Consider the following 19,711-nt stretch of genomic DNA (forward strand, 5'->3'; position numbering starts at 1 on the left):
CTCATGGCCGAATTGCCCGCCTGGATCCAGGATTGGCTGACCGTGGTTGTGCCGGTGGCCGAGGTGCTGGCCATCCTCGGCGTCGCGTGGGTGATGGTGCGCGCCCTGGCGTGGATGCTGGTGCAGGCCCGGCAGCGCGGCAGGCTGGCTCCAGAGCTTCATGTGGGCCTGCGCCGCGGCGGTGCATTGCTGCTGTATCTGGCGGCCGCGCTGCTGATACTGGAGCGGCTGGGCGTTTCGCGCTCGGTGCTGTGGACCGCGCTGACCGGGTTCATGGCGGTCGGTGCGGTGGCGTTCTTTGCAGCGTGGAGCGTGTTGTCCAACCTGTTCTGTTCGTTCCTGATCGTCGCCACGCGCCCGTTCCGCATCAATGACACCATCGAAGTGCTGGAAAGCGTGGACAAGCCGGGCTTGTGCGGTCAGGTGGTTGACATCAACCTGATCTACACCACGCTGAGTGATCGTGGCGAAGGCGCGCGCGGTTGCCTGCTGCGCGTGCCCAACTCGTTGTTCTTCCAGCGCATCACCCGCCACTGGGGTGACAGCGGCTATTCCCAGCTGCCGGGAAGCGTGCCGATCAAAGGCAAGGTGCGCTGAGTAGCTGTTGAGCCGAGCCCATGCTCGGCTTGCTGCGCGCAGCGCTCGGTACGGCGCGACCTGAACGGAGTGCAGCCGAGCGCGGGCTCGGCTCTACAGGTGCATAGCGGGCGGCCCTATTCCGCCGTCAATGCCTGGATAGGGTCCAGCTGTGCAGCACTGTGTGCCGGGAAGCAGCCGAAGCCCAGCCCGATCACAGACCAACACATCAACGCGGCCAGCACCAGATAGGTACCCATGCGCCGCTTGACGCTACAGGAACTCCGCCATGCGCTGCAGCTCGTCGTCCAGCGCGCCACCAAACACCTTGTCGCGGGCCAGCGACTTGCCGGCATAACCCACGTTCGACACCAACTCACCCTCGCGCACGCTGAGATTGGCCCAGCCCACCACCTGGTCGTGCCACAACACCGGCAGTGCGTAGTAGCCATACTGGCGCTTCGGTGCAGGCGTGTAGGCCTCGAACTTGTACACCCATCCCCACAGCAGCTCGAAGCGACGGCGGTCCCACACCACCGGGTCGAACGGCGCCAGCAGGCGCACCTGTTCGTCCGGTGCATAGCGGCGCGAACGCGGATTCTCGTCCGCCGGCCAGTACCAGGTGGTGCCCTCCAGCGTGCAGCTGGCCAGCTGCTGCTTGGCCAGCGCCAATGCCTTGCGGGTCTGCTCGGCCAGATGCGGCGCACCATAGCCCAGCAGGCGCACCAGATAGGTCAGGCTGGCCGACGGCAGCGGCGCGTACTTGCGCACCACCAGGTCGATCAGGGCGGCGGCGCGCTCGACCTGCGCTTGTTCGCTGGCGTCCGGCTCGGCGTGCTCGGCCACTGCATAGATGCGGGTGCCACTATCGCGCCGCTGCACCCGCAGCAGGCCACGGTAGTGCATGCCGTCAAGCAGATGCGTGCTTGCGTTGCTGGTGCCGCCCCAGTAATTGGTCACCCGCCCATGCGCGAACGCCTGGTCCACCTCACGCGGGTGCACGCTGCCGCGCTCGCGCACGAAGGCCAGCACGTCGGCGGCGCGGCGTTGGGTCTCGGCGTCCCATTCGCGCTTGGACACGCGCGGGTGCATCAGTGCCAGATGCTCGCGCGGCAGGAAGCCGTAGTTCACCAGGCAGTCCTCTTCCACCGGCAGGCGCGCATAGCGGCGCTCAAGATCACCTGCGCGGTAGTCCTTCACCCGGTGCCGCAGGGTCAGGTCCTGCGCGCGTGCCGGCGCCCGGATCGGGTCGGCCTGCACGAAGCCCAGCTTCCGGATCGCGGTCAGCAGCGTGGTCGGCTTGAACAGGGTGCGCGCCACCGCGTAGCGGCGCAGATCTTCAAGGGTGGGCGTGGCAGGCATGGCCGCATTGTAGATCCACGCCATGCGTCGATGGCATCACGGTGATCCGTCCGCGTCCTCCGCATCCAACAACTGCAACGACCCGATCACCAGCGCCCGCATGCCCTGCTTGAACTCGGAGATCACCTGGCCCTCTTCGTCATCCGCAATCGCGTAGATGGTGTCGGCGCCGGCGATGCAGTAGAACGCGATCGTGGCCAGCAGCCAGCGTGCCTTGTCCATCGGCAGGCCGAAGACCTCGGCCACATGCGCCTGGTGCGAGGCGATCTTTTCCAGCATCGGCGCGGTCGCCACCGTGCGCCGCAACAGGTACGGTGGCAGCCCGGGATGTGCCTTCACCACCTCGCACAGTGACTCCACGAACCGCATCAGGTAGGCCTCCAGCCCACCCGGTGCGTCGACCGACGCGCGCGGAATCTCCCAGCGCTGGAACACCGCCTCGGCCACCAGGCGTTTCAACGCCTCCAAGTTGGCCACGCGCTTGTACAGCGCCGCCTGGGTCACCGCCAGTTCGGCGGCCACGTTGGCCATGGTCAGGTTGGGCAGGCCCAGACGGATGCCGATGTCGGCCAGGCGCTCCGGGGTGATGGTGGGCGGGCGGCCACGGGTCGGCGCCGTTGGATCGGGGTGCGTGCTCATACCCTGCTGAGGGTGCCAGCAAAAGGACCCTCTTGTCCGCTTCGCTCAATTTAGTTTATTTTACTCAACTAATTCGGAATGCGTCTGGTTCATCACCGGCGCGCCGTTGGCAACCGAGCCCAATGCTCACCTTCCCGCCAGGTTTCCACCCAGCCAACAACCCTGCACCGCGCCCCAATCCCGTGCGAGCCGATGGCCGCGCGCCGGGCGCCGTCGCACCTGCGATCCACAGGAACCTGGCATGCCCGTGTTCAACCTCACTTCCCCGCCGCGTCGTCCCGCACCCCCTGCAGACCCTGTCCTGGGGCATCCGCCGGGCGTGGCCCGGCGCTACCGGGTTTCGGCCCTGGCATTGGCCCTGCTGGCATCGCCAGCCGCGCTGGCCGAAACCGCGCCATCCACCCTGCCCTCGGTGCAGGTGCAGGAGCAGCGCCGCGTCACGGGTGACTATGCCGGCGGCCAGGTCGCGGCTGGCAGCCGCGTCGGCCTGCTCGGCGACAAGGACTTCATGGACACGCCGTTCAGTACGGTCAGCTACACCGAGTCGTTCATCCGTGACCGCCAGGCCAAGGACCTGACCGACGTCATCGCCGCCACCGACCCCACCGTCTTCAGCAACGGCGTCACCGGCGCATGGAGCGAGAACTACGCGATCCGCGGCTTCGCCTCCAGCACCAGCGACACCACCTTCAATGGCCTCAGCGGCATGGCGCCCTACTACCGCACTTCGCCGGAAATGTTCGAACGCATCGAGGTGCTGAAAGGCCCCTCGGCGTTGCTCAACGGCATGCCGCCGGGCGGCTCGGTCGGTGGCAGCGTCAACCTGGTCCCCAAGCGTGCCGGCGATCAACCGCTGCTGCGGGTCAGTGCCAATTTCGCCTCCGATGCTCAGTTCGGTACCCATGTGGATATGGGTCGCCGCCTCGGTGCCGACAAGCAGTTCGGCATCCGCTTCAACGGTGCCTACCGTGATGGTGACGGCGCCGTCGGCAAGCAGCGCAAGAAGGTACAGCTCGGTTCGCTGGCACTGGACTGGCGCGGCGAACGTGCGCGGCTGTCGGCCGATCTGTACAGCGCCGATGACCGTGTTGACGGCCCCTCGCGTGGCGTCGGCCTGGCACCGGGTGTGGCCATTCCGCGCCCGCCGCGCGGCGATACGCTGATCAACCCGGACTGGGCCTACGTGGACAGCCAGGACAAGGGCGCGATGCTGCGCGGCGAGCTGGACATCAATGACACCCTGATGGCCTACCTGGCCTACGGCACCAGCAAGACCGACTACCGCTACAACGGTTCGATCAGCGCGCAGATCCTCAATCCAGCCGGCGACTTCACCACAGTGATCGGCCAGCTCGCCTTCAATATCAAGAAGCAATCCGCAGATGCTGGTCTGCGTGGCAGTTTCCGCACCGGCGCTGTCGGCCACCAGTGGGCCGCCAACGTGACCCACTACCAGCACACCCAGAACGACTACGGCCGGCGCAGCGTACCCGGCTGGGACTGGACCACCAATCTGTACAACCCGGTATGGGGCCCGGCCGCGCCGTTCGTGGCACCGCACATCTCGCATACCGAGCTGCGCTTGGACAGCCTCGGCTTCGCCGATACCCTCTCCTTCGCCGATGACCGCGTGCAGCTGACGCTGGGCGTGCGCCGCCAGCAGGTAGTCAGCGAGACCTTCAGCGTGGCCACGGGCGCACGCACTTCACGCTACGACGAGAGCGCCACCACCCCGGCTGCGGCGCTGCTGCTGAAGGCCACCGACACGATCTCCCTCTACACCAACTACATCGAAGGCCTCAGCCAGGGCGCCACCGCGCCGATGACCGCTGCCAATGCCGGTGATGTGTTCGCACCGTTCCGCACCAAGCAGAAGGAGCTGGGCCTGAAGCTGGACCTGGGCCGCTTCGCGCACACCTTCAGCGTGTACGAGATCAAGCGACCGAGCAGCTATACCGACCCGGTCACGAATATCTTCTCGTTTGGCGGCGAGCAACGTAATCGCGGCGTGGAATGGGGCTTCTTCGGCGCACCGCTGGACGGCGTGCGCCTGCTCGGTGGCGTGGCCTATGTGCAGCCGAAGCTGACCCGCACGGCCGGTGGCGTGAATGAAGGGCGCATCGCTACCGCCGTGGCGCAGCGGCAGGCCAAGCTGGGCGTGGAGTGGGATGTGCCGACCTTGCAGGGCCTGACCTTGACCGGCACTGCCACGGCGATGTCCAAGCAGTACATCAGTGCCGACAACCGCCTGTCGGTACCGGGGCGTACGTTGTTCGACGTGGGCGCGCGCTACAGCACCACCGTGGCGGGTCGATCGCTTGCGCTGCGGGCCAGCGTGAACAACGTGACCAACAAGTCGTATTGGGGCATGCCGTTGTTGTCGAGCCTGGCGCTGGGTGCACCGAGGACGGTGCTGGTGTCGGCAACGATGGATTTCTAAGCTGGCGTGGAACCCCTGTAGAGCCGAGCATAGGCTCGGCTCTACAGGTCGTCAGGCAATCCGCGAACGGCAGCCACGCATGGCGTGGATCTACGTGTCATTCCGGATGCAGGCGATAGATGGCGTGGCTGGTCAACGCGAATGCCGCCAGCTTCAGCCCTTCCATTACGCGATCACCCACGTACTGTTCCGGGCCGCCATTCTGGCGGGCGCGTTCGGCCGCCAGCAGGATCTCCTGCACCACACGCAGCCCGGCCAGCGCACCGTCGGCGTCGGCCAACGCCAGGCACCGGCCCGGCAGCTGGTGGCGCTCGGGCCAAGGCTGGCCGTCAGAGGCCGCGCCCAGCCCGATGCTGTGCAGCAGGGCCGTCAGGTTGTTGGGATCGGGCGGGATGTCGTGCCCCTCATCGGCATTGGCCGGGGCGCGCTGATGGGGGAACTCCGATGCGTTCATGGCAGGTCTCTGTGCAAGGCATGCGGGACCCTTAACAAAGGCGGCGGACGGTACGTGTGTGGAAACCGGTAGCTAAGCGTCATTACCCGGTGGGTTCGCTTGCGCGCACCCCACGTACCGCCCGCCATAGAACGCGAACGGAATGCCAGCCGGCGCCGCGCAAGGCGACGCCCGCTGGCAAGCGTAGACAACGCATAGCTAAACGGGTTTCCACACCCGGCCACCCTTTTTCGGTGGCAATCCATCACGTGCACAGCGGGGTGGCAGGCGACAACAACCCAAGTGCAAAGACAGCAACGTTCACGCAGTGGCAGCATTGTCGCATATCGACAATCGCGCCGAAAATTCAATAACTCGCACCATGCCGATGGCGGCATGCTTCACACGCATTGGCACCGCGCATTCCTTGACCGCATCCGGCATTCAGGACATGCCACATGCCAGTTCCGACATTACGCAAGCAGATGGGCAACCAATGCCAGCACCGCCAGATGCCCAACGTAGTACCCATAGAACGCCCAACGCCAGCGCGGCAGTTGCCTCGGCACCCGCGTCGCCAGCACGACCATAGGAACAGCCAGCATTGCCCAGCCGTTGTGGTTGGCCCAGCACACCGCTGCAAGCCCAACCAGCAACAGCCACCACGCCCGATGCCGGAACGCGATCCATCCCAGCAGCACGCAGCCGACACCCGCCCACTGGTAATCCACGAACATCGGCAGCACGCCGGCAGCCAGCAACAGCAGAACGGGCCGATGGTTCGCCAGCGCATGAACGGCCACAACCGCCAAAGTGAAGGTAAGCAGGATGTTGAGCGGCAGGCAGGAACCAAACGCGAATGCGTGCAATGGCTGCGCGATCAGCCCCCATAGCGCGAGCCGGCGGATCGATTTGCGCAGGTCGGCGCCCGGCTGGGCCAGGTTGCAGGCCATCACCAGCGCGAACAGCGGGAAGGCGATACGCCCCAGTTCGCTGACCACCGGCACGTAGCCCCCGAGCACCACCTTGGCCACGTGGTCGCCGGTCATGGCCAGCAGCGCGATCCACTTCAACAGCTCGCGCGCGCCGCTGCCGAGGCTGAGGTTGAACGTGGACGTCCCGGTCGTGGTCGCTAGCATCGCGGAAGCTTATGCGCATCGGCCAGCGCATTTCCAGCGCCGCGCAGGAGCCCGCCACTGCAAGCCGTAGATGGCGGCGCTATGCTGGCCGCCCCTGCTTGTGAGACACCTGCCATGCGCACCCTGTACCCGGCCATCGAGCCCTACCGCCAGTTCACCCTGCAGGTGAGCGATCTGCACACGCTGCACATCGAAGAGTGCGGCACGCCGGAGGGAATCCCGGTGGTGTACCTGCACGGTGGCCCGGGCGCTGGCATTTCACCCACCCATCGCCGCTTCTTCGACCCGGCGCGCTACCGAATCGTGCTGATCGACCAGCGTGGCAGCGGCCGCTCCACGCCGTTTGGCGAACTGCGCGACAACACCACGCAGGACCTGGTGGCCGACATCGAGAAGGTGCGCGAGCACCTCGGCATCGAGCGTTGGTTGGTCTACGGCGGCTCCTGGGGTTCGACGCTGTCGCTGGCCTATGCACAGGCACATCCCGAGCGCGCCACGGGCCTGATCGTGCGTGGCGTGTTCCTCGGTCGTGAGATCGAGAACCGCTGGTTCGCCGAGGCCGACGGTGGTGCGCGCTGGATCTTCCCGGAGCGCTGGGACCGCTACGAGGCCTACATCCCGGAAGCCGAGCGTGGCGACATGATCGCGGCCTACTGGACGCGCATGGATGGCCCGGATCAGTCAACCCGCATCGAAGCCGCGCAGGCCTGGTTGGGCTGGGAAGACAACGCCGCCACCCTGCAGCACGACGTGGATGCGCAATCCACCGATGATCCGCTGGATACGCTGGCCAAGGCTCGTATTGAAGCGCACTACTTCCGCAACGGCATCTTCCTGGAGCCCGACCAGCTGCTGCGCAACATCAATCGCATCCGCCATCTGCCCTGCGTGATCGTGCAGGGGCGCTACGACATCATCTGCCCGCCGCGCAGCGCCTGGGATCTGGCCAAGGCGTGGCCGGAAGCCCGGCTGGAGATGGTGACCTCCGGCCACAGCGCGAACGAGCCGGCCACGGTGGATGCGCTGGTGCGGGCGACGGACGCCTTTGCCGACCGTTTCTGAGCAGATGGTAGTGCCGGCCGCTGGCCGGCATGCCACCGTTCGAGGGTTGCGTCGACTCCGCGCAATCGCTGCTGCGCGGCCCGGTGAATGGCGGCCCACCGGCAACGGCCCACGGCCCCATTCTTCGCAGCCCGCTTACAGCCCCGCGCAGAAGATCCGGCGGTGACCACCGCACCGGTGGTTCGCCCTTTCCTCAGGAGCACACCATGACCGGTTATCGCTGCCTTCCCATCGCTCTCTCGCTATGTGGGGGCCTGCTGCTGGGCGCCTGTTCCAATCCCCAGGAGGCCAGCAAGGCCACCGCCGCCGAGGACGTGACAGAAGTAAGGCTCATCCCTGCCTACGAATCGCTGGACAAGGACAAGGACGGCATCGTCACGCTGGCCGAGGTGGATGCCGTGGCACCGGACTGGGCCGAACGACTGCACGCCTGCGACACCGACCGCAACAAGACGCTGAGCCGCGGCGAGTACGACGTGTGCAAGCAGACCAGCGCTTCGCATTGATCCATCATTGAGCCCTCGACTGGCGCTGCGCATGCCGGCTATACCAAGGTATAGCCGGGCTAACCCACGAGCCTCTAGGCCTGCCCCATTCAGGGGCGGACAATAGCGCCACTGGCCAGGGCAACCCTGGCTGGCACCCTCCCCTCATGGAGACGCAGATGGACCCCGACCCTGCTGGGCGCACCGCGCCCCGGATGACCGCTTGTTGCCTGTTCCTGGCGCCTGCCCGCCGGTCCCTGCCTGCCTGAGTGACGGGGGACCGCCAGGCGCCGCCTGTCTGGAGATCGCCCCATGTCCTACAAGATCCTCTACATCACCCTGCGCCGCCTGATCGGCGAGCGCGATGTCGCCGCCCTGCGCAGCCAGCTGCTGCAGCACGGCCCCGTGATGTTCGCCCGTTCGCTGTCACTCGGTTCGCCACGCGTGGTGGCCGACGCGCTGTCGCTGCTGCCGATCAGCGAGCGCATCACCGTGCTGCGCCACCTGCCCTATCCCCTGCGCGATGCAATGAAGCCGCTGTGCATCGGCGGCAGCCAGCGCCTGCACATGCAGCCGTGGTCGCCGGCAGTGCTGGCGATGCGCCACGCCTGATCTGCCTCACTCATTCCGTTCGTGTCCCGGCTGCGGCCGGCTCTGACATTCGAGGAGCGTCCCATGAGCCTGCTCAATGCCTGGTTCAACGCCTTCCTGCGCAGCCGTCGCGCAGGCAACCTGTTCCGCCGCCGCGCGATGCCCGAAGCCGGGTTTGGCCCGGGCAGCGCCGAAGCGGCGCCGTTCGCGCTCACCACCGGCCTGGTCACCCTTGCCCAGCAGGATGAAACCCAGCTGCTGACCACCTTGGAATCGCATGCCGATGGCCTCAGCCCGCATGAGGCCGAGGAGCGACTGGCCACGCTCGGCCCCAACGAGGTGGATCACGAAAAGCCGCTGCCGTGGTGGCGCCATCTGTGGCAGTGCTACCGCAATCCGTTCAACCTGCTGCTGACCGTGCTGGCGGCGGTGTCCTGGCTGACCGAGGACATCAAGGCGACGATCGTGATTGGCACGATGGTGCTGTTGTCGACGCTGATCCGCTTCGTGCAGGAAGGTCGCTCGAACCGCGCCGCCGAGCGACTGAAGGCATTGGTCGGCAATACCGCACGCGTGCTGCGCCGCAATCCGGGCACCGAGGCTGCGGATGTGGCCGACCAGTACTTCGGCGCGCACCTGCACAGCCGGCGCCCGGCGCGCCTGCTGGACCTGCCGATCCGCGAACTGGTGCCCGGTGACCACATCGTGCTGTCGGCCGGCGACATGATTCCGGCCGATTGCCGCGTGCTGACCGCCAAGGATCTGTTCGTGGCGCAGGCGGCGATGACCGGCGAATCGCTGCCGGTGGAAAAGTTCGCGCACCCGGGCGACGGCCTGGCTGGCCTGCTGGAACAGCACAACCTGCTGTTCATGGGCACCAACGTGGTGTCCGGCACTGCCACCGCCGTTGTGCTGGCCACCGGCAACCGCACCTATTTCGGCACGCTGGCCCTGCGCAGCACGGCCACCGACCGTGCACCGACCGCGTTCCAGGCCGGCGTCAACAGTGTCAGCTGGCTGCTGATCCGCTTCGCGCTGGTGATGGTGCCGTTCGTGCTGCTGATCAACGGCTGGACCAAGGGCGACTGGACCGAAGCATTCCTGTTCGCGCTGTCGGTGGCGGTGGGCCTGACGCCGGAAATGCTGCCGATGATCGTTACCTCCACCCTGGCCAAGGGTGCGGTGCTGCTGTCGCGGCGCAAGGTGATCGTCAAGCGCCTGGATGCCATCCAGAACTTCGGCGCGATGGAAGTGCTGTGCACCGACAAGACCGGCACCCTCACCCAGGACAGGATCGCGCTGGAGCGTCATACCGATGTGTTCGGCCAGGATTCGGAAGACGTGCTGAAGTTCGCCTATCTCAACAGCCACTTCCAGACCGGGCTGATCAACCTGCTGGACCGTGCAGTGCTGGAGCACGTGGAGCTGCAAAGCTCGCTGCGGCTGTCGCAGGACTACCACAAGGTGGATGAGATCCCGTTCGACTTCGAGCGCCGCCGCATGTCGGTGGTGGTCTCCGAGCGCGAGGATCACCACGAGCTGATCTGCAAGGGGGCCGTGGAAGAAATGCTGGCGGTGTGCAGCACCGTGCGCGAGAACGGCCAGGACATGCCACTGGACGAGCACCGCCTGGCCCGCGTGCGGCAGACCACCGAGGAACTGAACGAACAGGGCCTGCGCGTGGTGGCGGTGGCGATGAAGGAGACCGCCGCAAGCCAGACCACCTATTCGCAGGCCGACGAATGTGGCCTGACCCTGGTCGGCTACGTCGCCTTCCTGGACCCGCCGAAGGAATCGGCAGCGCAGGCGCTGCAGGCGCTGGCCGCGCATGGCGTGGAGGTCAAGGTGTTCACCGGCGACAACGAACTGGTGACCGCCCGCGTCTGCGCGCAGGTGGGGCTGGACGCCGATACCATCCTGACCGGCCCTCATATCGAGCGCATGGATGATGGCGCATTGTCACGGGCGCTGCACCACCACCGCGTGTTCGCGCGGCTGACGCCGCTGCACAAGGAACGGCTGGTACGCGAGCTGCGCGCCCAAGGCAAGGTGGTCGGCTTCCTCGGTGACGGCATCAACGATGCCCCGGCACTGCGTGCGGCCGATATCGGCATCAGCGTGGACAGTGCAGTGGACATCGCCAAGGAGGCGGCTGACATCATCCTGCTGGAAAAGAACCTGATGGTGCTGGAGGAAGGTGTCATCCAGGGCCGGCGCACGTTCAACAACATGCTGAAGTACATCCGCATGACCGCCAGCTCCAACTTCGGCAACGTGTTCTCGGTGCTGGTAGCCTCGGCCTTCCTGCCGTTCCTGCCGATGCTGCCGCTGCAGCTGCTGGTGCAGAACCTGCTGTACGACATCTCGCAGATCGCCATTCCGTTCGACAACGTGGACGAGGAACTGGTGCGCAAGCCGCTGAAGTGGAACCCGGCGGACATCGGCCGCTTCATGGTGTTCTTCGGGCCGATCAGCTCGATCTTCGACCTGACCTGCTTCGCGCTGATGTGGTACGTGTTCGATGCGCGCACCGCCGGCGACCAGAGCCTGTTCCAGTCCGGCTGGTTCGTGGTCGGCCTGCTGACCCAGACCCTGATCGTGCACATGATCCGTACGCCGAAGGTACCGTTCCTGCAGAGCATCGCCGCGCCGCCACTGCTGCTGATGACCGGCCTGATCATGGCCATCGGCGTGGCTCTGCCAATGAGCCCGTTGGCCGGTTACTTCAAGCTGCAGGCGCTGCCGGCTGGCTACTGGCCGTTCCTGGTGGCGATCCTGTTCGGCTATGCGGTGCTGACCACCGCGCTGAAGAAGTTCTACATCCGCCGGTACGGCTGGCAGTAAACGCCCGCCGCTTGTCCAGGGAGAAACACAATGGACATCAATCCCAACCTGCCGGCCTTCAACGCCGGCGCGACCTTGAGCTCGCTGATCAGCCTGTCGGTGGCGTTCGTGCTGGGCACGGTCATCGGCCTGGAGCGGCAGCTGCGCCAGCGCACCGCAGGCCTGCGCACCAACACGCTGGTGGCGGTGGGCGCGGCAGTCTTCGTCGATCTGGCGGTGCGCTTCCATGACCTGTACGGTGGTCCACCCTCGCCGCTGCATGTGGTGGCCTATGTGATCTCCGGCGTCGGCTTCCTCGGCGCCGGTGCGATCATGAAGGACGGCGCCCAGGTGTCCGGCCTGAACACCGCCGCCACCCTGTGGGGCTCGGCGGCGGTGGGTGCGTGTGCCGGAATCAAGCTGCTGCCCGAAGCGGTGCTGGCGGCAGTGTTCGTTCTGGCCGCCAACACCCTGCTGCGGCCGGTGGTGAACCGCATCCAGCGGCAGCCGCTGCCGGAAGCGTTCAGCGAGGCGACCTATGCGATCAACGTGGTCTGCCAGCGCGAGCAGCAGGCCGAGGTGCTGGACCGGCTGTTGCTGCTGCTTGAGCAGGCGCATTACCCGGTGCGCGCGGTGGACCAGCGCCCGTTCGGCGAGCGTGACGTGGAGATCGAAGCGGTGCTGTACGCCACCACGGTGGATGCCGGTGAGCTCGATGCCGTGCTGGCCACCCTGGCGACCACGCCCGGTGTGCTGCAGGGCTTCTGGAACGCCAGCCTTGAGGAGTAGTGCCGGCCGCCGGCCGGCAACCCCATGATCCCCGGACGCACCGTGCATCGCTTTGGTGGGCGCCGACCGTTGGTCGGCACAAACCCTCATCGCCCCCGCCATTCACTTGCTGTGCCGACCAACGGTCGGCACCTACCAGGAGTCGGCACCCACCGCACGAGAGCACGCCGACCAAGGTCGGCATCCAACGGTGATGGCTTTGCTATCCTTTTCCCCCACGCAAGGGAGCTCCCCGATGCCATCGCTGTCGCCCCGCCGCCCGCTGGTGCTGCTGGCCCTGATCGTCGTGATGGCGGCGATCTTCCTGATCGACACCGTCACCGATTATGCGGTTGCCGCGGCCTGCTTCTATGCAGCGGTCATCCTTGCGGCGTCGCGCGTGCTGGGCGCGCGCGGGCTGATCACCCTGGCCATCGCCTGCATCGCGCTGACCGGGTTGAGCTTCTTCCTGACCCGCTTCGGCACCTACCGCATCGGCCTGGTCAACTCGGTGATCGGCATGCTGGTGATCGGCATCACCACCTATCTCGCTCTGAACATGGAAGCGGCCAAGGCCGCAGTGCAGGAAGCGCAGGGCCGCCTGCTGCGGGTGGCACGCGCGTCCACCGTAGGCGAGCTCACCACCTCCATCGCCCATGAAGTCAACCAGCCACTGGCCGCAATCGCCAGCAGCGCCGAAGCCTGCCAGCGCTGGCTGGCGCAGGACCCGCCGAACGTGGACAAGGCCCGGCAGACCGTGGCCCGCATCCTCGCCGACGCGCACCGCGCCGGTGACGTGATCGCCCGCATCCGCGGCCTGACCCAGGGCGCGGCACCGGAACGACGCGCCTTCGACCTGAACCAGGCGGTGGAGGAAATGCTGGCGCTGTCGCGCAGCGAACTGAACCGGCATGGCGTGGCCGTAGCCCTGCTGCTGGACCCCGACCTGCCACAGGTACACGCCGACCGCGTGCAGGTGCAGCAGGTGATCGGCAACCTGATCCTCAATGCAGTGGATGCAATGGAAGCCATACCCGCAGGCGACCGCCGTCTGTCGCTGCTGACCCGGCGCGACGGCCAGCGTGTCAGCCTCAGCGTACGCGACCGTGGCGTCGGCCTGCCCGCCGACCATCCCGAACGCGTCTTCGATGCGTTCTGGACCACCAAGTCACACGGGCTGGGCCTGGGCCTCAGCTTGAGCCGTTCGATGATCGAAGCCAACGACGGCCAGATCCGCGCCGAACGGCCGGCAGGCGGCGGTGCCTGCTTCGTGTTCGACCTGCCCATCGTCACGGATGCCCAACATGCGTAGGCCCGCTACCCCTGCCGTCGATCCGGCACCCATCGTGTATGTGGTCGACGACGATCCGTCGGTGCGCGCGGCGCTGGAAGACCTGCTGGCATCGATGGGCTTGCGGGTGCACGCCTTTGCATCCACCCAGGCGTTCCTTGAACACGACCTGGTAGACGCACCGGCCTGCCTGGTGCTGGACGTGCGCATGCCCGGCCAGAGCGGCCTGGAATTCCACCGCACGATGGGCAACCATGGGTTGCGGCTGCCGGTGGTGTTCATCACCGGCCACGGCGACATCGCCATGGGTGTCAACGCAATCAAGGACGGCGCCATCGAGTTCCTGACCAAGCCCTTCCGTGACCAGGAGCTGCTCGATGCCATCCACAGGGGCATCGAGATCGACCGCCAGCGCCGCCGCGACGGCGACGTGCTGGGCGCCCTGCAGCAGCGCTGGGATTCATTGAGCGCGGGCGAGCGCGAGGTGGTCGATGGCGTGGTGCGCGGCCGCCTCAACAAGCAGATCGCCGCTGACCTCGGGGTCAGCGAGATCACGGTCAAGGTGCGCCGTGCGCAGGTGATGCGCAAGATGGGCGCACGCACCCTGGTTGACCTGGTACGCATGTACGACCGCCTGCAGGCGGGGACGCCATGAACGCCTACGTCGCCTTGCTGCGCGCGGTCAACGTCGGCGGCACCGGCAAGCTCCCTATGCGCGAACTGGTGGCGATGTGCGAGGACGCAGGCTTCGCCGATGTCCGCACCTACATCGCCAGCGGCAACGTGGTGTTCCGCAGCTCGCTCGACGAGGCGGGCGTGCGCCAGGCCCTCGGCGAGCGGCTCAAGGTCTATGCTGGCAAGCCGGTGGGCGTGCTGGTGCGCTCGGCCAACGAGATCGCCGGCGTGGTGGCGCGCAATCCATTTCCGCAGGCGGCCGGCAATCGTGTGGTCGCCCTGTTCCTCGACGGCAGCCTGCCCGCCGATCCGCTCGACGGCGTGACCGGCCGGCGTGACGAACAGCTCGCACTCGGCACGCGCGAGATCTTCGTTCATTACGGTGCTGGCATGGCCGACTCGCGCCTGCGGATGCCCTATGCCCAGCAAGGCACTGCCCGCAACATGAACACGGTGGGCAAGCTTGCCGCGATGGTCGCCGCGTTGGCCTAGCCTGCCAGCATTTCTTGTGCAGCGGTGCTGAAGTCGAGTGTCAGTTGACTGCTCGGCGCTTGCGCTCGATGGCGGCTGGAGCGCTTTGCTGACGCAACGGATCACGCCCGCTGCAGGCGACGCTTCAACCGCGTATCCATCAACCCCACGGCCAGCAGCACCGCACTGGTCAGCCAACCGGCGGCCAGCAGATGGCTGTGCGGCAAGACCACGCCCAACACGACCAGCGCCATGGCACCGAACAGATGCGAATACGGGGCGCGCCCGTACACAACGCGCTTGTAGAGGGCGCTGCCAAGCAGGTAGATCAACGGCCCGGCGGCCAGCACCGCTGCATACACCGGCGTCACCGCCGCTTCCGGGTGATCCATCACCAGGTCGTTGCCCACCGCGGTGGCGATGATGCCGGCGATCAGCAATGCATGCACATAATGGAAGTTGGCCCCCATCCGTCCGGGGTCTTCCGCGTGGGTGATGGCCTCTGTGGCATCGTGGCTGGAGATGCCGAAGTACAGCCACCACATGGCAATCGTGCCGGCGAAGGTGGCCAGCACCGCCGATACCACTTCAAGGTCCCAGTGCTCGACGTCGCTGAGCACACCCCCGGTGGCCAGCAACGTCTCACCCAGTGCGACGATGACGAACAGCTGGCAGCGTTCGGCCAGGTGCCCCCCCTCAATGGTCCAGTCGCGAGTGTGCGAACGACCCATGCCCGGGAACGCGAAGCCAAACATCGGCGAGATGTATTCGCAGGCCACCGCCATCGCCCACAGTGCCAGCCGCAGGTGGCCCTCGGCCGCCGCGCCGGCCAGCCAGAAGCAGGCCGACACGCTGACCCAGGCCAGCATGCGGCGGAAGTTCGGAGCCAACGGATGGTTGCGGCCGACCTCCAGCAACACGAACGCGGTGCGTCCGACCTGCATCGTGGCGTACGCCCCGGCGAAGATCCACGCACGATCGGCGAATGCCTCGGGAATGGACGAGGACATCAACAACGCCAGCAGCATGGTGGCGAACATCAGGCCCCGGATGCGCGGCGCCTCCGGGTCGAACCAGTTGCTGACCCAGCACGCGTATTGCCAGCCGAGCCAGACCGCGAACCACAGCACCAGGGTCTGCAGCACGCCGGCCAGGTCCATGTGATGCAGCAGATGGTGGCTGAGCTGGGTGACCGCGAACACGTAGACCAGGTCGAAGAACAGTTCTTCGTAGGTCACGCGGGCATGATGGCCATCGCGGTGGCGCAGCGCGGGCAGGCGCAGTCGGGTACTCATGCAACTCCTTCAGCGCGCCAGGCGCCAGTACAGGAAACCGGCCAGCAGCGACGGCACGGCGAACACCAGCAGCAGGATCGGCAGCTCTTCGCGTACTGCGTAACCGGCCCTGCTGACCCCCACCCACATGTTGGCCACGGCCACCAGAAGCCAGGTGGCGATGAAGGCGATCAGCGCCGTGGGCAGCTGCGAGGTGCCCACGCTCCAGAGGCGGCCAAACAGCAGGAACACCCCTAGCAGGAGCACGCCACCCAGCATCACCATGAGCACATGCATGGTCCACCTCCTTGAGACTGAAAGCAGGCTAGCCCCGGCCGATTCTGCGCTCCAGCCTGTGGAGATGGATTCACAATCCACAGCAAGCGAACAATCCCTGCATCGACTGCGGCGGAGCTTATCGCAGCCATGAATTATTCGCGAAACGGCCCGCCCAGGGTACGTGCTAGCTTCATCGGCCCCAGTCCAGACACCTTTCTGCCATGCGCCTCTGCCTGACTACCCTCGCCCTGGCTGCCACGCTTGCCTTTGATGTCACTGCCGCCGACGAACCGCTGCCCCAGCTCCGGGCCTACACGGTGGACAGTTCATGGCTGCAGCCGATGGCACCGCTGCAGATTGCCGACCACACCTGGCAGATCGGCACCGAGGACCTGACCGCGCTACTGGTGCAGACCGCCGACGGTGCGGTGCTGCTTGACGGCGGCATGCCGCAGATGGCCGGTCACCTGCTGGACAACATGAAGCTGCGCGGCGTGGCCCCGCAGGACCTGCGATTGGTCCTGCTCAGCCATGCGCACGCCGACCACGCCGGCCCGGTCGCCGAGCTCAAGCGTCGCACCGGCGCGCATGTGGCGGCCAATGCAGAAACGGCGGTGCTGCTGGCGCGCGGTGGCAGCAACGACCTGCACTTTGGCGACAGCATCACCTTTCCGCCGGTCAGCACCGACCGCATCATCATGGATGGCGAGGTGGTCAACGTGGGCGGCATCGCGTTCACCGCGCACTTCATGCCGGGACACACCCCGGGCAGCACTGCCTGGACCTGGACCGATACCCGCGATGGCAAGCCGGTGCGCATCGCCTATGCCGACAGCCTGAGCGCGCCGGGCTACCAGCTCCAGGGCAACGCCCGCTATCCCCGCCTGGTCCAGGACTACCGACGTAGCTTCGCCATGGTGCGCGGCCTGCCCTGCGACCTGTTGCTGACTCCGCATCCGGGCGCCAGCAACTGGAACTATGCTGCTGGCAGCAACGCCAGCGAGAAGGTACTGAGCTGCAAAGCCTACGCGGATGCGGCCGAGAAGAAGTTCGACGCCCAGTTGGCCAAGGAAACGGCCACGGCACGCTGATCCTGTAGAGCCGAGCCCATGCTCGGCTTGCCGGCCAAACACAGCCGAGCATAGGCTCGGCTCTACACAAGACGCGTCGGAGAGTGCCGGTCAGGACGACCGGCACCCTCCGTCCATCAGCCGCCCTGACCGTGCTGGGCAAACGGCTCGGTGCTGCCGTCGGTGCGCACCAGCTCGACGGTGTACGGCTGCACGTAGCCGTCCGGCATTTCCATGCCCGGCGAACCGGCTGGCATGCCGGGCAGCACCAGCCCGCGCGCGGCCGGGCGTTCGGCCAGTAGGCGCTTGATGTCCTCGGCCGGGATGTGACCCTCGACCACGTAACCGCCGATCTCGGCGGTATGGCAGGAGGCCTTGCCGACCGGCACGCCCAGGCGGACCTTGATTGGATTCATGTCATCGGTGTCGCGCACATCGACCTGGAAGCCGGCGGCCTTCAGGTGGTCGACCCAGATGCCGCAGCAACCGCAGCTGGCGGTCTTGTGCACGATGGCGACCGGCAAGGCTGGATCGATCTTGGCCGGGCTGGCCTGGGCCGGTGCCGGTGCTTCGCTGGCGACCGGTGCCGCGGAGGATTCTTCGGCGGCACGAGCGCAGGCGGTCGTGGCCAGCACGGTGCCCAGCAGCAGGCCGAGGGAAAGAGTACGGTTCATTGAGTGATTCCTTTGCAGAGGCGGGCAAAGCGGCCCGCCACCCACGCATTGAAGGCGCAGGTAGCGTTGAGAGAAAGTCGAACAGTCATGGCAGGCGCTTGAGGCCTGCAGGAATTCACGCGATGGGGGGACGCAACGGATCCGGCATCAACGGGGGCGCGCGTTGCTGGCTACTGGCTGGAGCGGGCGCCTCGCGCCAAAGGGAGGCTGGTGTCCCGTTCAGCGTTGCCAACATGCCCAAGCACGCCGGCGGGCATTCGCACTGGCCACTCTGGCAAGCCGCCGGACCTGCATCATCGCAACACCCCGCCGAAGCTATCCCGGCCGAGTGCGGTGCCACGCAATGGTCCTGGCTGGCCGGACCGCTGTAGGAAGACGCGGCGAGCGCCAGCGCCGGTGCATTCAGCACCAGGGCAACAAGCAGCATCCATCGCAGCAGCAGGCCAGGCAGGTTCACCCGCCGATGATAGCCGATGCACAACTGCACAGCATGGGGTGGCAGCGCCCACGCCCGCCTGGCAGCCACGCTGCCGACTTGCGCGACGGCCCCTGCTATGGCGAGATGGCGATCGTGGCCCACTGCCTTGCCATGCCCCTGTCCCTGACACGGAGTTTCTCCCATGAATGGATTCATGCGAACACTGCTTGTGATGCTGTTGTTGTCGTGCGCGACCATCGCCCACGCCGGTGCATCCGGTGAAGATGAAGCAAGCGAACGCGCCGAAGTCTCCCGGCAGGCAAAGCAACTGCTGGAGAAGCAGGATTTCGCCAGACTGGAGCAACTCGCCAGTCGTTACCGGGATACGGATCGCTACTTCAGCAGCGGTGTCTGGAAGCTCTCGGCGTACTACGTTGGCATCGGCTATGCCTTCAGCATGAGCAACCGTGACCCGGCCTACTGGCAGGGTCGCGAGAAACTCGTGCAGGCATGGATCTCGCGCTACCCCAGGTCGCCGTCGGCGCGCCTGGCCATGGCTGAGATGCTCAGCCGCCAAGGCTGGAGCATCCGCGGCCCCGGCTATGCAAATACGGTGAAGGAAGAGGACTGGGCACCGTTCAAGGCGCTGCAGCAGCAGGCCGTTGACTACCTGCTGAAGTACAAGGACATCGCCAGCACGGACCCGTACTGGTACGAGTCGATGGAACACCGGGCGATCGAACAGAGTTGGGATGCAGACCGCTTCTTCGCATTGCATGACGAAGGCATCGCGCGCTATCCGGGCTACTTCCCGCTCTACTTTGCTGCCGTGCGCTATTTCGCTCCGAAGTGGGGCGGCGATCCGGCTGGCCTGGAAGCCTATGCACGCAGGGTCATGGCTGCGGCCCCACCGCAGGACCAATACATGCTGTACGCCCGTATCTACTGGGTCGCCTCGCAGCGGGAGTACGAGGACCGTTTGTTCACCGAGTCGAAAGTGAACTGGCCGACCATGAAACGCGGCTTCGAAGACGTGCTGTCACGTTATCCCTCGCCATGGAACCTGCAATCATTCGCCTACTTCGCCTGCCAGGCCAATGATCCCGTCAAGGCCCGTGAACTGCTGGCACAGATCCAGGAACCGATCGTGGGCGCCTGGCGGGATAGCGCCAACTATTTCCGTTGCTCCTTTGCGCTGGATGAACCCAATCCACATGCCGGAAGCCCATAGGACTGGATTG

General features: G+C 66.3%; 19 protein-coding genes. 12 read left to right on the forward strand and 7 right to left on the reverse strand.

The annotated features are described in order from the left end of the window. Window positions 1-3 precede the first annotated feature (3 nt). Window positions 4-597 (forward strand): mechanosensitive ion channel domain-containing protein, encoded by a 594-nt coding sequence (locus tag AC5P7R_RS04125; RefSeq protein ID WP_478435845.1) that lies wholly within the window; start codon window positions 4-6, stop codon window positions 595-597. A gap of 252 nt (window positions 598-849) precedes the next feature. Here AC5P7R_RS04125 and AC5P7R_RS04130 read toward each other — a convergent pair whose 3' ends face one another. Together AC5P7R_RS04130 and AC5P7R_RS04135 are read right to left on the reverse strand one after the other, a co-directional pair. After that, the gene (locus AC5P7R_RS04130; RefSeq protein WP_227854193.1) at window positions 850-1,962 is read right to left on the reverse strand and encodes a DNA glycosylase AlkZ-like family protein; all 1,113 of its coding nucleotides are present in this window, start codon (window positions 1,960-1,962) and stop codon (window positions 850-852) included. A gap of 12 nt (window positions 1,963-1,974) precedes the next feature. Beyond that, window positions 1,975-2,577 (reverse strand): TetR/AcrR family transcriptional regulator, encoded by a 603-nt coding sequence (locus AC5P7R_RS04135; protein WP_021202336.1) that lies wholly within the window; start codon window positions 2,575-2,577, stop codon window positions 1,975-1,977. Window positions 2,578-2,818: 241 nt separating this feature from the next. Here AC5P7R_RS04135 and AC5P7R_RS04140 point away from each other — a divergent pair, with 241 nt between their 5' ends. After that, window positions 2,819-5,017: a TonB-dependent receptor gene (locus AC5P7R_RS04140; RefSeq protein WP_227854194.1), complete on the forward strand. Its 2,199-nt coding sequence runs from the start codon at window positions 2,819-2,821 to the stop codon at window positions 5,015-5,017. Window positions 5,018-5,114: 97 nt separating this feature from the next. Here AC5P7R_RS04140 and AC5P7R_RS04145 read toward each other — a convergent pair whose 3' ends face one another. Both AC5P7R_RS04145 and AC5P7R_RS04150 read right to left on the reverse strand, forming a co-directional pair. Continuing rightward, the gene (locus AC5P7R_RS04145; RefSeq protein WP_227854195.1) at window positions 5,115-5,471 is read right to left on the reverse strand and encodes a hypothetical protein; all 357 of its coding nucleotides are present in this window, start codon (window positions 5,469-5,471) and stop codon (window positions 5,115-5,117) included. Window positions 5,472-5,923: 452 nt separating this feature from the next. Continuing rightward, window positions 5,924-6,589 (reverse strand): TraX family protein, encoded by a 666-nt coding sequence (locus tag AC5P7R_RS04150; protein WP_227854196.1) that lies wholly within the window; start codon window positions 6,587-6,589, stop codon window positions 5,924-5,926. A 114-nt stretch (window positions 6,590-6,703) separates the two neighbouring features. On the opposite strand from AC5P7R_RS04150, the gene pip reads away from it, so the two are divergent. From pip to AC5P7R_RS04190, 8 genes are all read left to right on the forward strand, one after another. Next, window positions 6,704-7,651: a prolyl aminopeptidase gene (pip, locus tag AC5P7R_RS04155; protein WP_227854197.1), complete on the forward strand. Its 948-nt coding sequence runs from the start codon at window positions 6,704-6,706 to the stop codon at window positions 7,649-7,651. 206 nt (window positions 7,652-7,857) lie between these two features. Beyond that, window positions 7,858-8,157: an EF-hand domain-containing protein gene (locus AC5P7R_RS04160; protein ID WP_021202331.1), complete on the forward strand. Its 300-nt coding sequence runs from the start codon at window positions 7,858-7,860 to the stop codon at window positions 8,155-8,157. 291 nt (window positions 8,158-8,448) lie between these two features. Next, window positions 8,449-8,748 carry a hypothetical protein gene (locus AC5P7R_RS04165; RefSeq protein WP_005413574.1) on the forward strand — a complete coding sequence of 100 codons (300 nt, stop codon included), beginning with the start codon at window positions 8,449-8,451 and terminating at the stop codon, window positions 8,746-8,748. A 63-nt stretch (window positions 8,749-8,811) separates the two neighbouring features. Continuing rightward, window positions 8,812-11,571, forward strand: a complete 2,760-nt coding sequence (gene mgtA / locus AC5P7R_RS04170; protein ID WP_227854198.1) for a magnesium-translocating P-type ATPase — start codon at window positions 8,812-8,814, stop codon at window positions 11,569-11,571. Window positions 11,572-11,601: 30 nt separating this feature from the next. After that, complete coding sequence (locus AC5P7R_RS04175) at window positions 11,602-12,339, forward strand: MgtC/SapB family protein (RefSeq protein ID WP_478435846.1); 738 nt, start codon at window positions 11,602-11,604, stop codon at window positions 12,337-12,339. Between the two features lie 235 nt (window positions 12,340-12,574). Continuing rightward, window positions 12,575-13,630 carry a sensor histidine kinase gene (locus AC5P7R_RS04180; protein WP_019659806.1) on the forward strand — a complete coding sequence of 352 codons (1,056 nt, stop codon included), beginning with the start codon at window positions 12,575-12,577 and terminating at the stop codon, window positions 13,628-13,630. Further along, window positions 13,623-14,264 (forward strand): response regulator transcription factor, encoded by a 642-nt coding sequence (locus AC5P7R_RS04185; protein WP_021202327.1) that lies wholly within the window; start codon window positions 13,623-13,625, stop codon window positions 14,262-14,264. Before AC5P7R_RS04180 ends, AC5P7R_RS04185 begins: the two co-directional genes overlap by 8 nt. Next, window positions 14,261-14,776 carry a DUF1697 domain-containing protein gene (locus AC5P7R_RS04190; protein ID WP_021202326.1) on the forward strand — a complete coding sequence of 172 codons (516 nt, stop codon included), beginning with the start codon at window positions 14,261-14,263 and terminating at the stop codon, window positions 14,774-14,776. The genes AC5P7R_RS04185 and AC5P7R_RS04190 overlap by 4 nt, the downstream gene beginning before the upstream one ends. A 101-nt stretch (window positions 14,777-14,877) precedes the next feature. Here AC5P7R_RS04190 and AC5P7R_RS04195 read toward each other — a convergent pair whose 3' ends face one another. Together AC5P7R_RS04195 and AC5P7R_RS04200 are read right to left on the reverse strand one after the other, a co-directional pair. Next, window positions 14,878-16,050: a low temperature requirement protein A gene (locus AC5P7R_RS04195; protein WP_021202325.1), complete on the reverse strand. Its 1,173-nt coding sequence runs from the start codon at window positions 16,048-16,050 to the stop codon at window positions 14,878-14,880. Between the two features lie 9 nt (window positions 16,051-16,059). Then, a complete protein-coding gene (locus AC5P7R_RS04200) occupies window positions 16,060-16,326 on the reverse strand; it encodes a hypothetical protein (RefSeq protein WP_021202324.1) in 267 nt (88 codons plus the stop codon). A gap of 203 nt (window positions 16,327-16,529) precedes the next feature. Between AC5P7R_RS04200 and blaL1 the strand changes: the two genes are divergently transcribed. After that, window positions 16,530-17,399 carry a L1 family subclass B3 metallo-beta-lactamase gene (blaL1, locus tag AC5P7R_RS04205; protein ID WP_021202323.1) on the forward strand — a complete coding sequence of 290 codons (870 nt, stop codon included), beginning with the start codon at window positions 16,530-16,532 and terminating at the stop codon, window positions 17,397-17,399. Between the two features lie 116 nt (window positions 17,400-17,515). Here blaL1 and AC5P7R_RS04210 read toward each other — a convergent pair whose 3' ends face one another. Continuing rightward, entirely contained in the window at window positions 17,516-18,052 is a 537-nt protein-coding gene (locus tag AC5P7R_RS04210) for a DUF411 domain-containing protein (RefSeq protein WP_019659812.1), read from the reverse strand. Between the two features lie 632 nt (window positions 18,053-18,684). Here AC5P7R_RS04210 and AC5P7R_RS04215 point away from each other — a divergent pair. Then, complete coding sequence (locus tag AC5P7R_RS04215) at window positions 18,685-19,701, forward strand: DUF4034 domain-containing protein (protein WP_021202322.1); 1,017 nt, start codon at window positions 18,685-18,687, stop codon at window positions 19,699-19,701. Window positions 19,702-19,711: the final 10 nt, after the last annotated feature.

This window comes from Stenotrophomonas sp. YJH_SMC_27, assembly GCF_059369815.1.

Excerpts from the sequence above, each read along its gene's own strand:
- AC5P7R_RS04125 (WP_478435845.1), top strand. The coding sequence starts at position 4 with ATGGCCGAATTGCCCGCCTGGATCCAGGATTGGCTGACCGTGGTTGTG.
- AC5P7R_RS04130 (WP_227854193.1), bottom strand. The coding sequence starts at position 1,962 with ATGGCGTGGATCTACAATGCGGCCATGCCTGCCACGCCCACCCTTGAA.
- AC5P7R_RS04135 (WP_021202336.1), bottom strand. The coding sequence starts at position 2,577 with ATGAGCACGCACCCCGATCCAACGGCGCCGACCCGTGGCCGCCCGCCC.
- AC5P7R_RS04140 (WP_227854194.1), top strand. The coding sequence starts at position 2,819 with ATGCCCGTGTTCAACCTCACTTCCCCGCCGCGTCGTCCCGCACCCCCT.
- AC5P7R_RS04145 (WP_227854195.1), bottom strand. The coding sequence starts at position 5,471 with ATGAACGCATCGGAGTTCCCCCATCAGCGCGCCCCGGCCAATGCCGAT.
- AC5P7R_RS04150 (WP_227854196.1), bottom strand. The coding sequence starts at position 6,589 with ATGCTAGCGACCACGACCGGGACGTCCACGTTCAACCTCAGCCTCGGC.
- pip (WP_227854197.1), top strand. The coding sequence starts at position 6,704 with ATGCGCACCCTGTACCCGGCCATCGAGCCCTACCGCCAGTTCACCCTG.
- AC5P7R_RS04160 (WP_021202331.1), top strand. The coding sequence starts at position 7,858 with ATGACCGGTTATCGCTGCCTTCCCATCGCTCTCTCGCTATGTGGGGGC.
- AC5P7R_RS04165 (WP_005413574.1), top strand. The coding sequence starts at position 8,449 with ATGTCCTACAAGATCCTCTACATCACCCTGCGCCGCCTGATCGGCGAG.
- mgtA (WP_227854198.1), top strand. The coding sequence starts at position 8,812 with ATGAGCCTGCTCAATGCCTGGTTCAACGCCTTCCTGCGCAGCCGTCGC.
- AC5P7R_RS04175 (WP_478435846.1), top strand. The coding sequence starts at position 11,602 with ATGGACATCAATCCCAACCTGCCGGCCTTCAACGCCGGCGCGACCTTG.
- AC5P7R_RS04180 (WP_019659806.1), top strand. The coding sequence starts at position 12,575 with ATGCCATCGCTGTCGCCCCGCCGCCCGCTGGTGCTGCTGGCCCTGATC.
- AC5P7R_RS04185 (WP_021202327.1), top strand. The coding sequence starts at position 13,623 with ATGCGTAGGCCCGCTACCCCTGCCGTCGATCCGGCACCCATCGTGTAT.
- AC5P7R_RS04190 (WP_021202326.1), top strand. The coding sequence starts at position 14,261 with ATGAACGCCTACGTCGCCTTGCTGCGCGCGGTCAACGTCGGCGGCACC.
- AC5P7R_RS04195 (WP_021202325.1), bottom strand. The coding sequence starts at position 16,050 with ATGAGTACCCGACTGCGCCTGCCCGCGCTGCGCCACCGCGATGGCCAT.
- AC5P7R_RS04200 (WP_021202324.1), bottom strand. The coding sequence starts at position 16,326 with ATGCATGTGCTCATGGTGATGCTGGGTGGCGTGCTCCTGCTAGGGGTG.
- blaL1 (WP_021202323.1), top strand. The coding sequence starts at position 16,530 with ATGCGCCTCTGCCTGACTACCCTCGCCCTGGCTGCCACGCTTGCCTTT.
- AC5P7R_RS04210 (WP_019659812.1), bottom strand. The coding sequence starts at position 18,052 with ATGAACCGTACTCTTTCCCTCGGCCTGCTGCTGGGCACCGTGCTGGCC.
- AC5P7R_RS04215 (WP_021202322.1), top strand. The coding sequence starts at position 18,685 with ATGCGAACACTGCTTGTGATGCTGTTGTTGTCGTGCGCGACCATCGCC.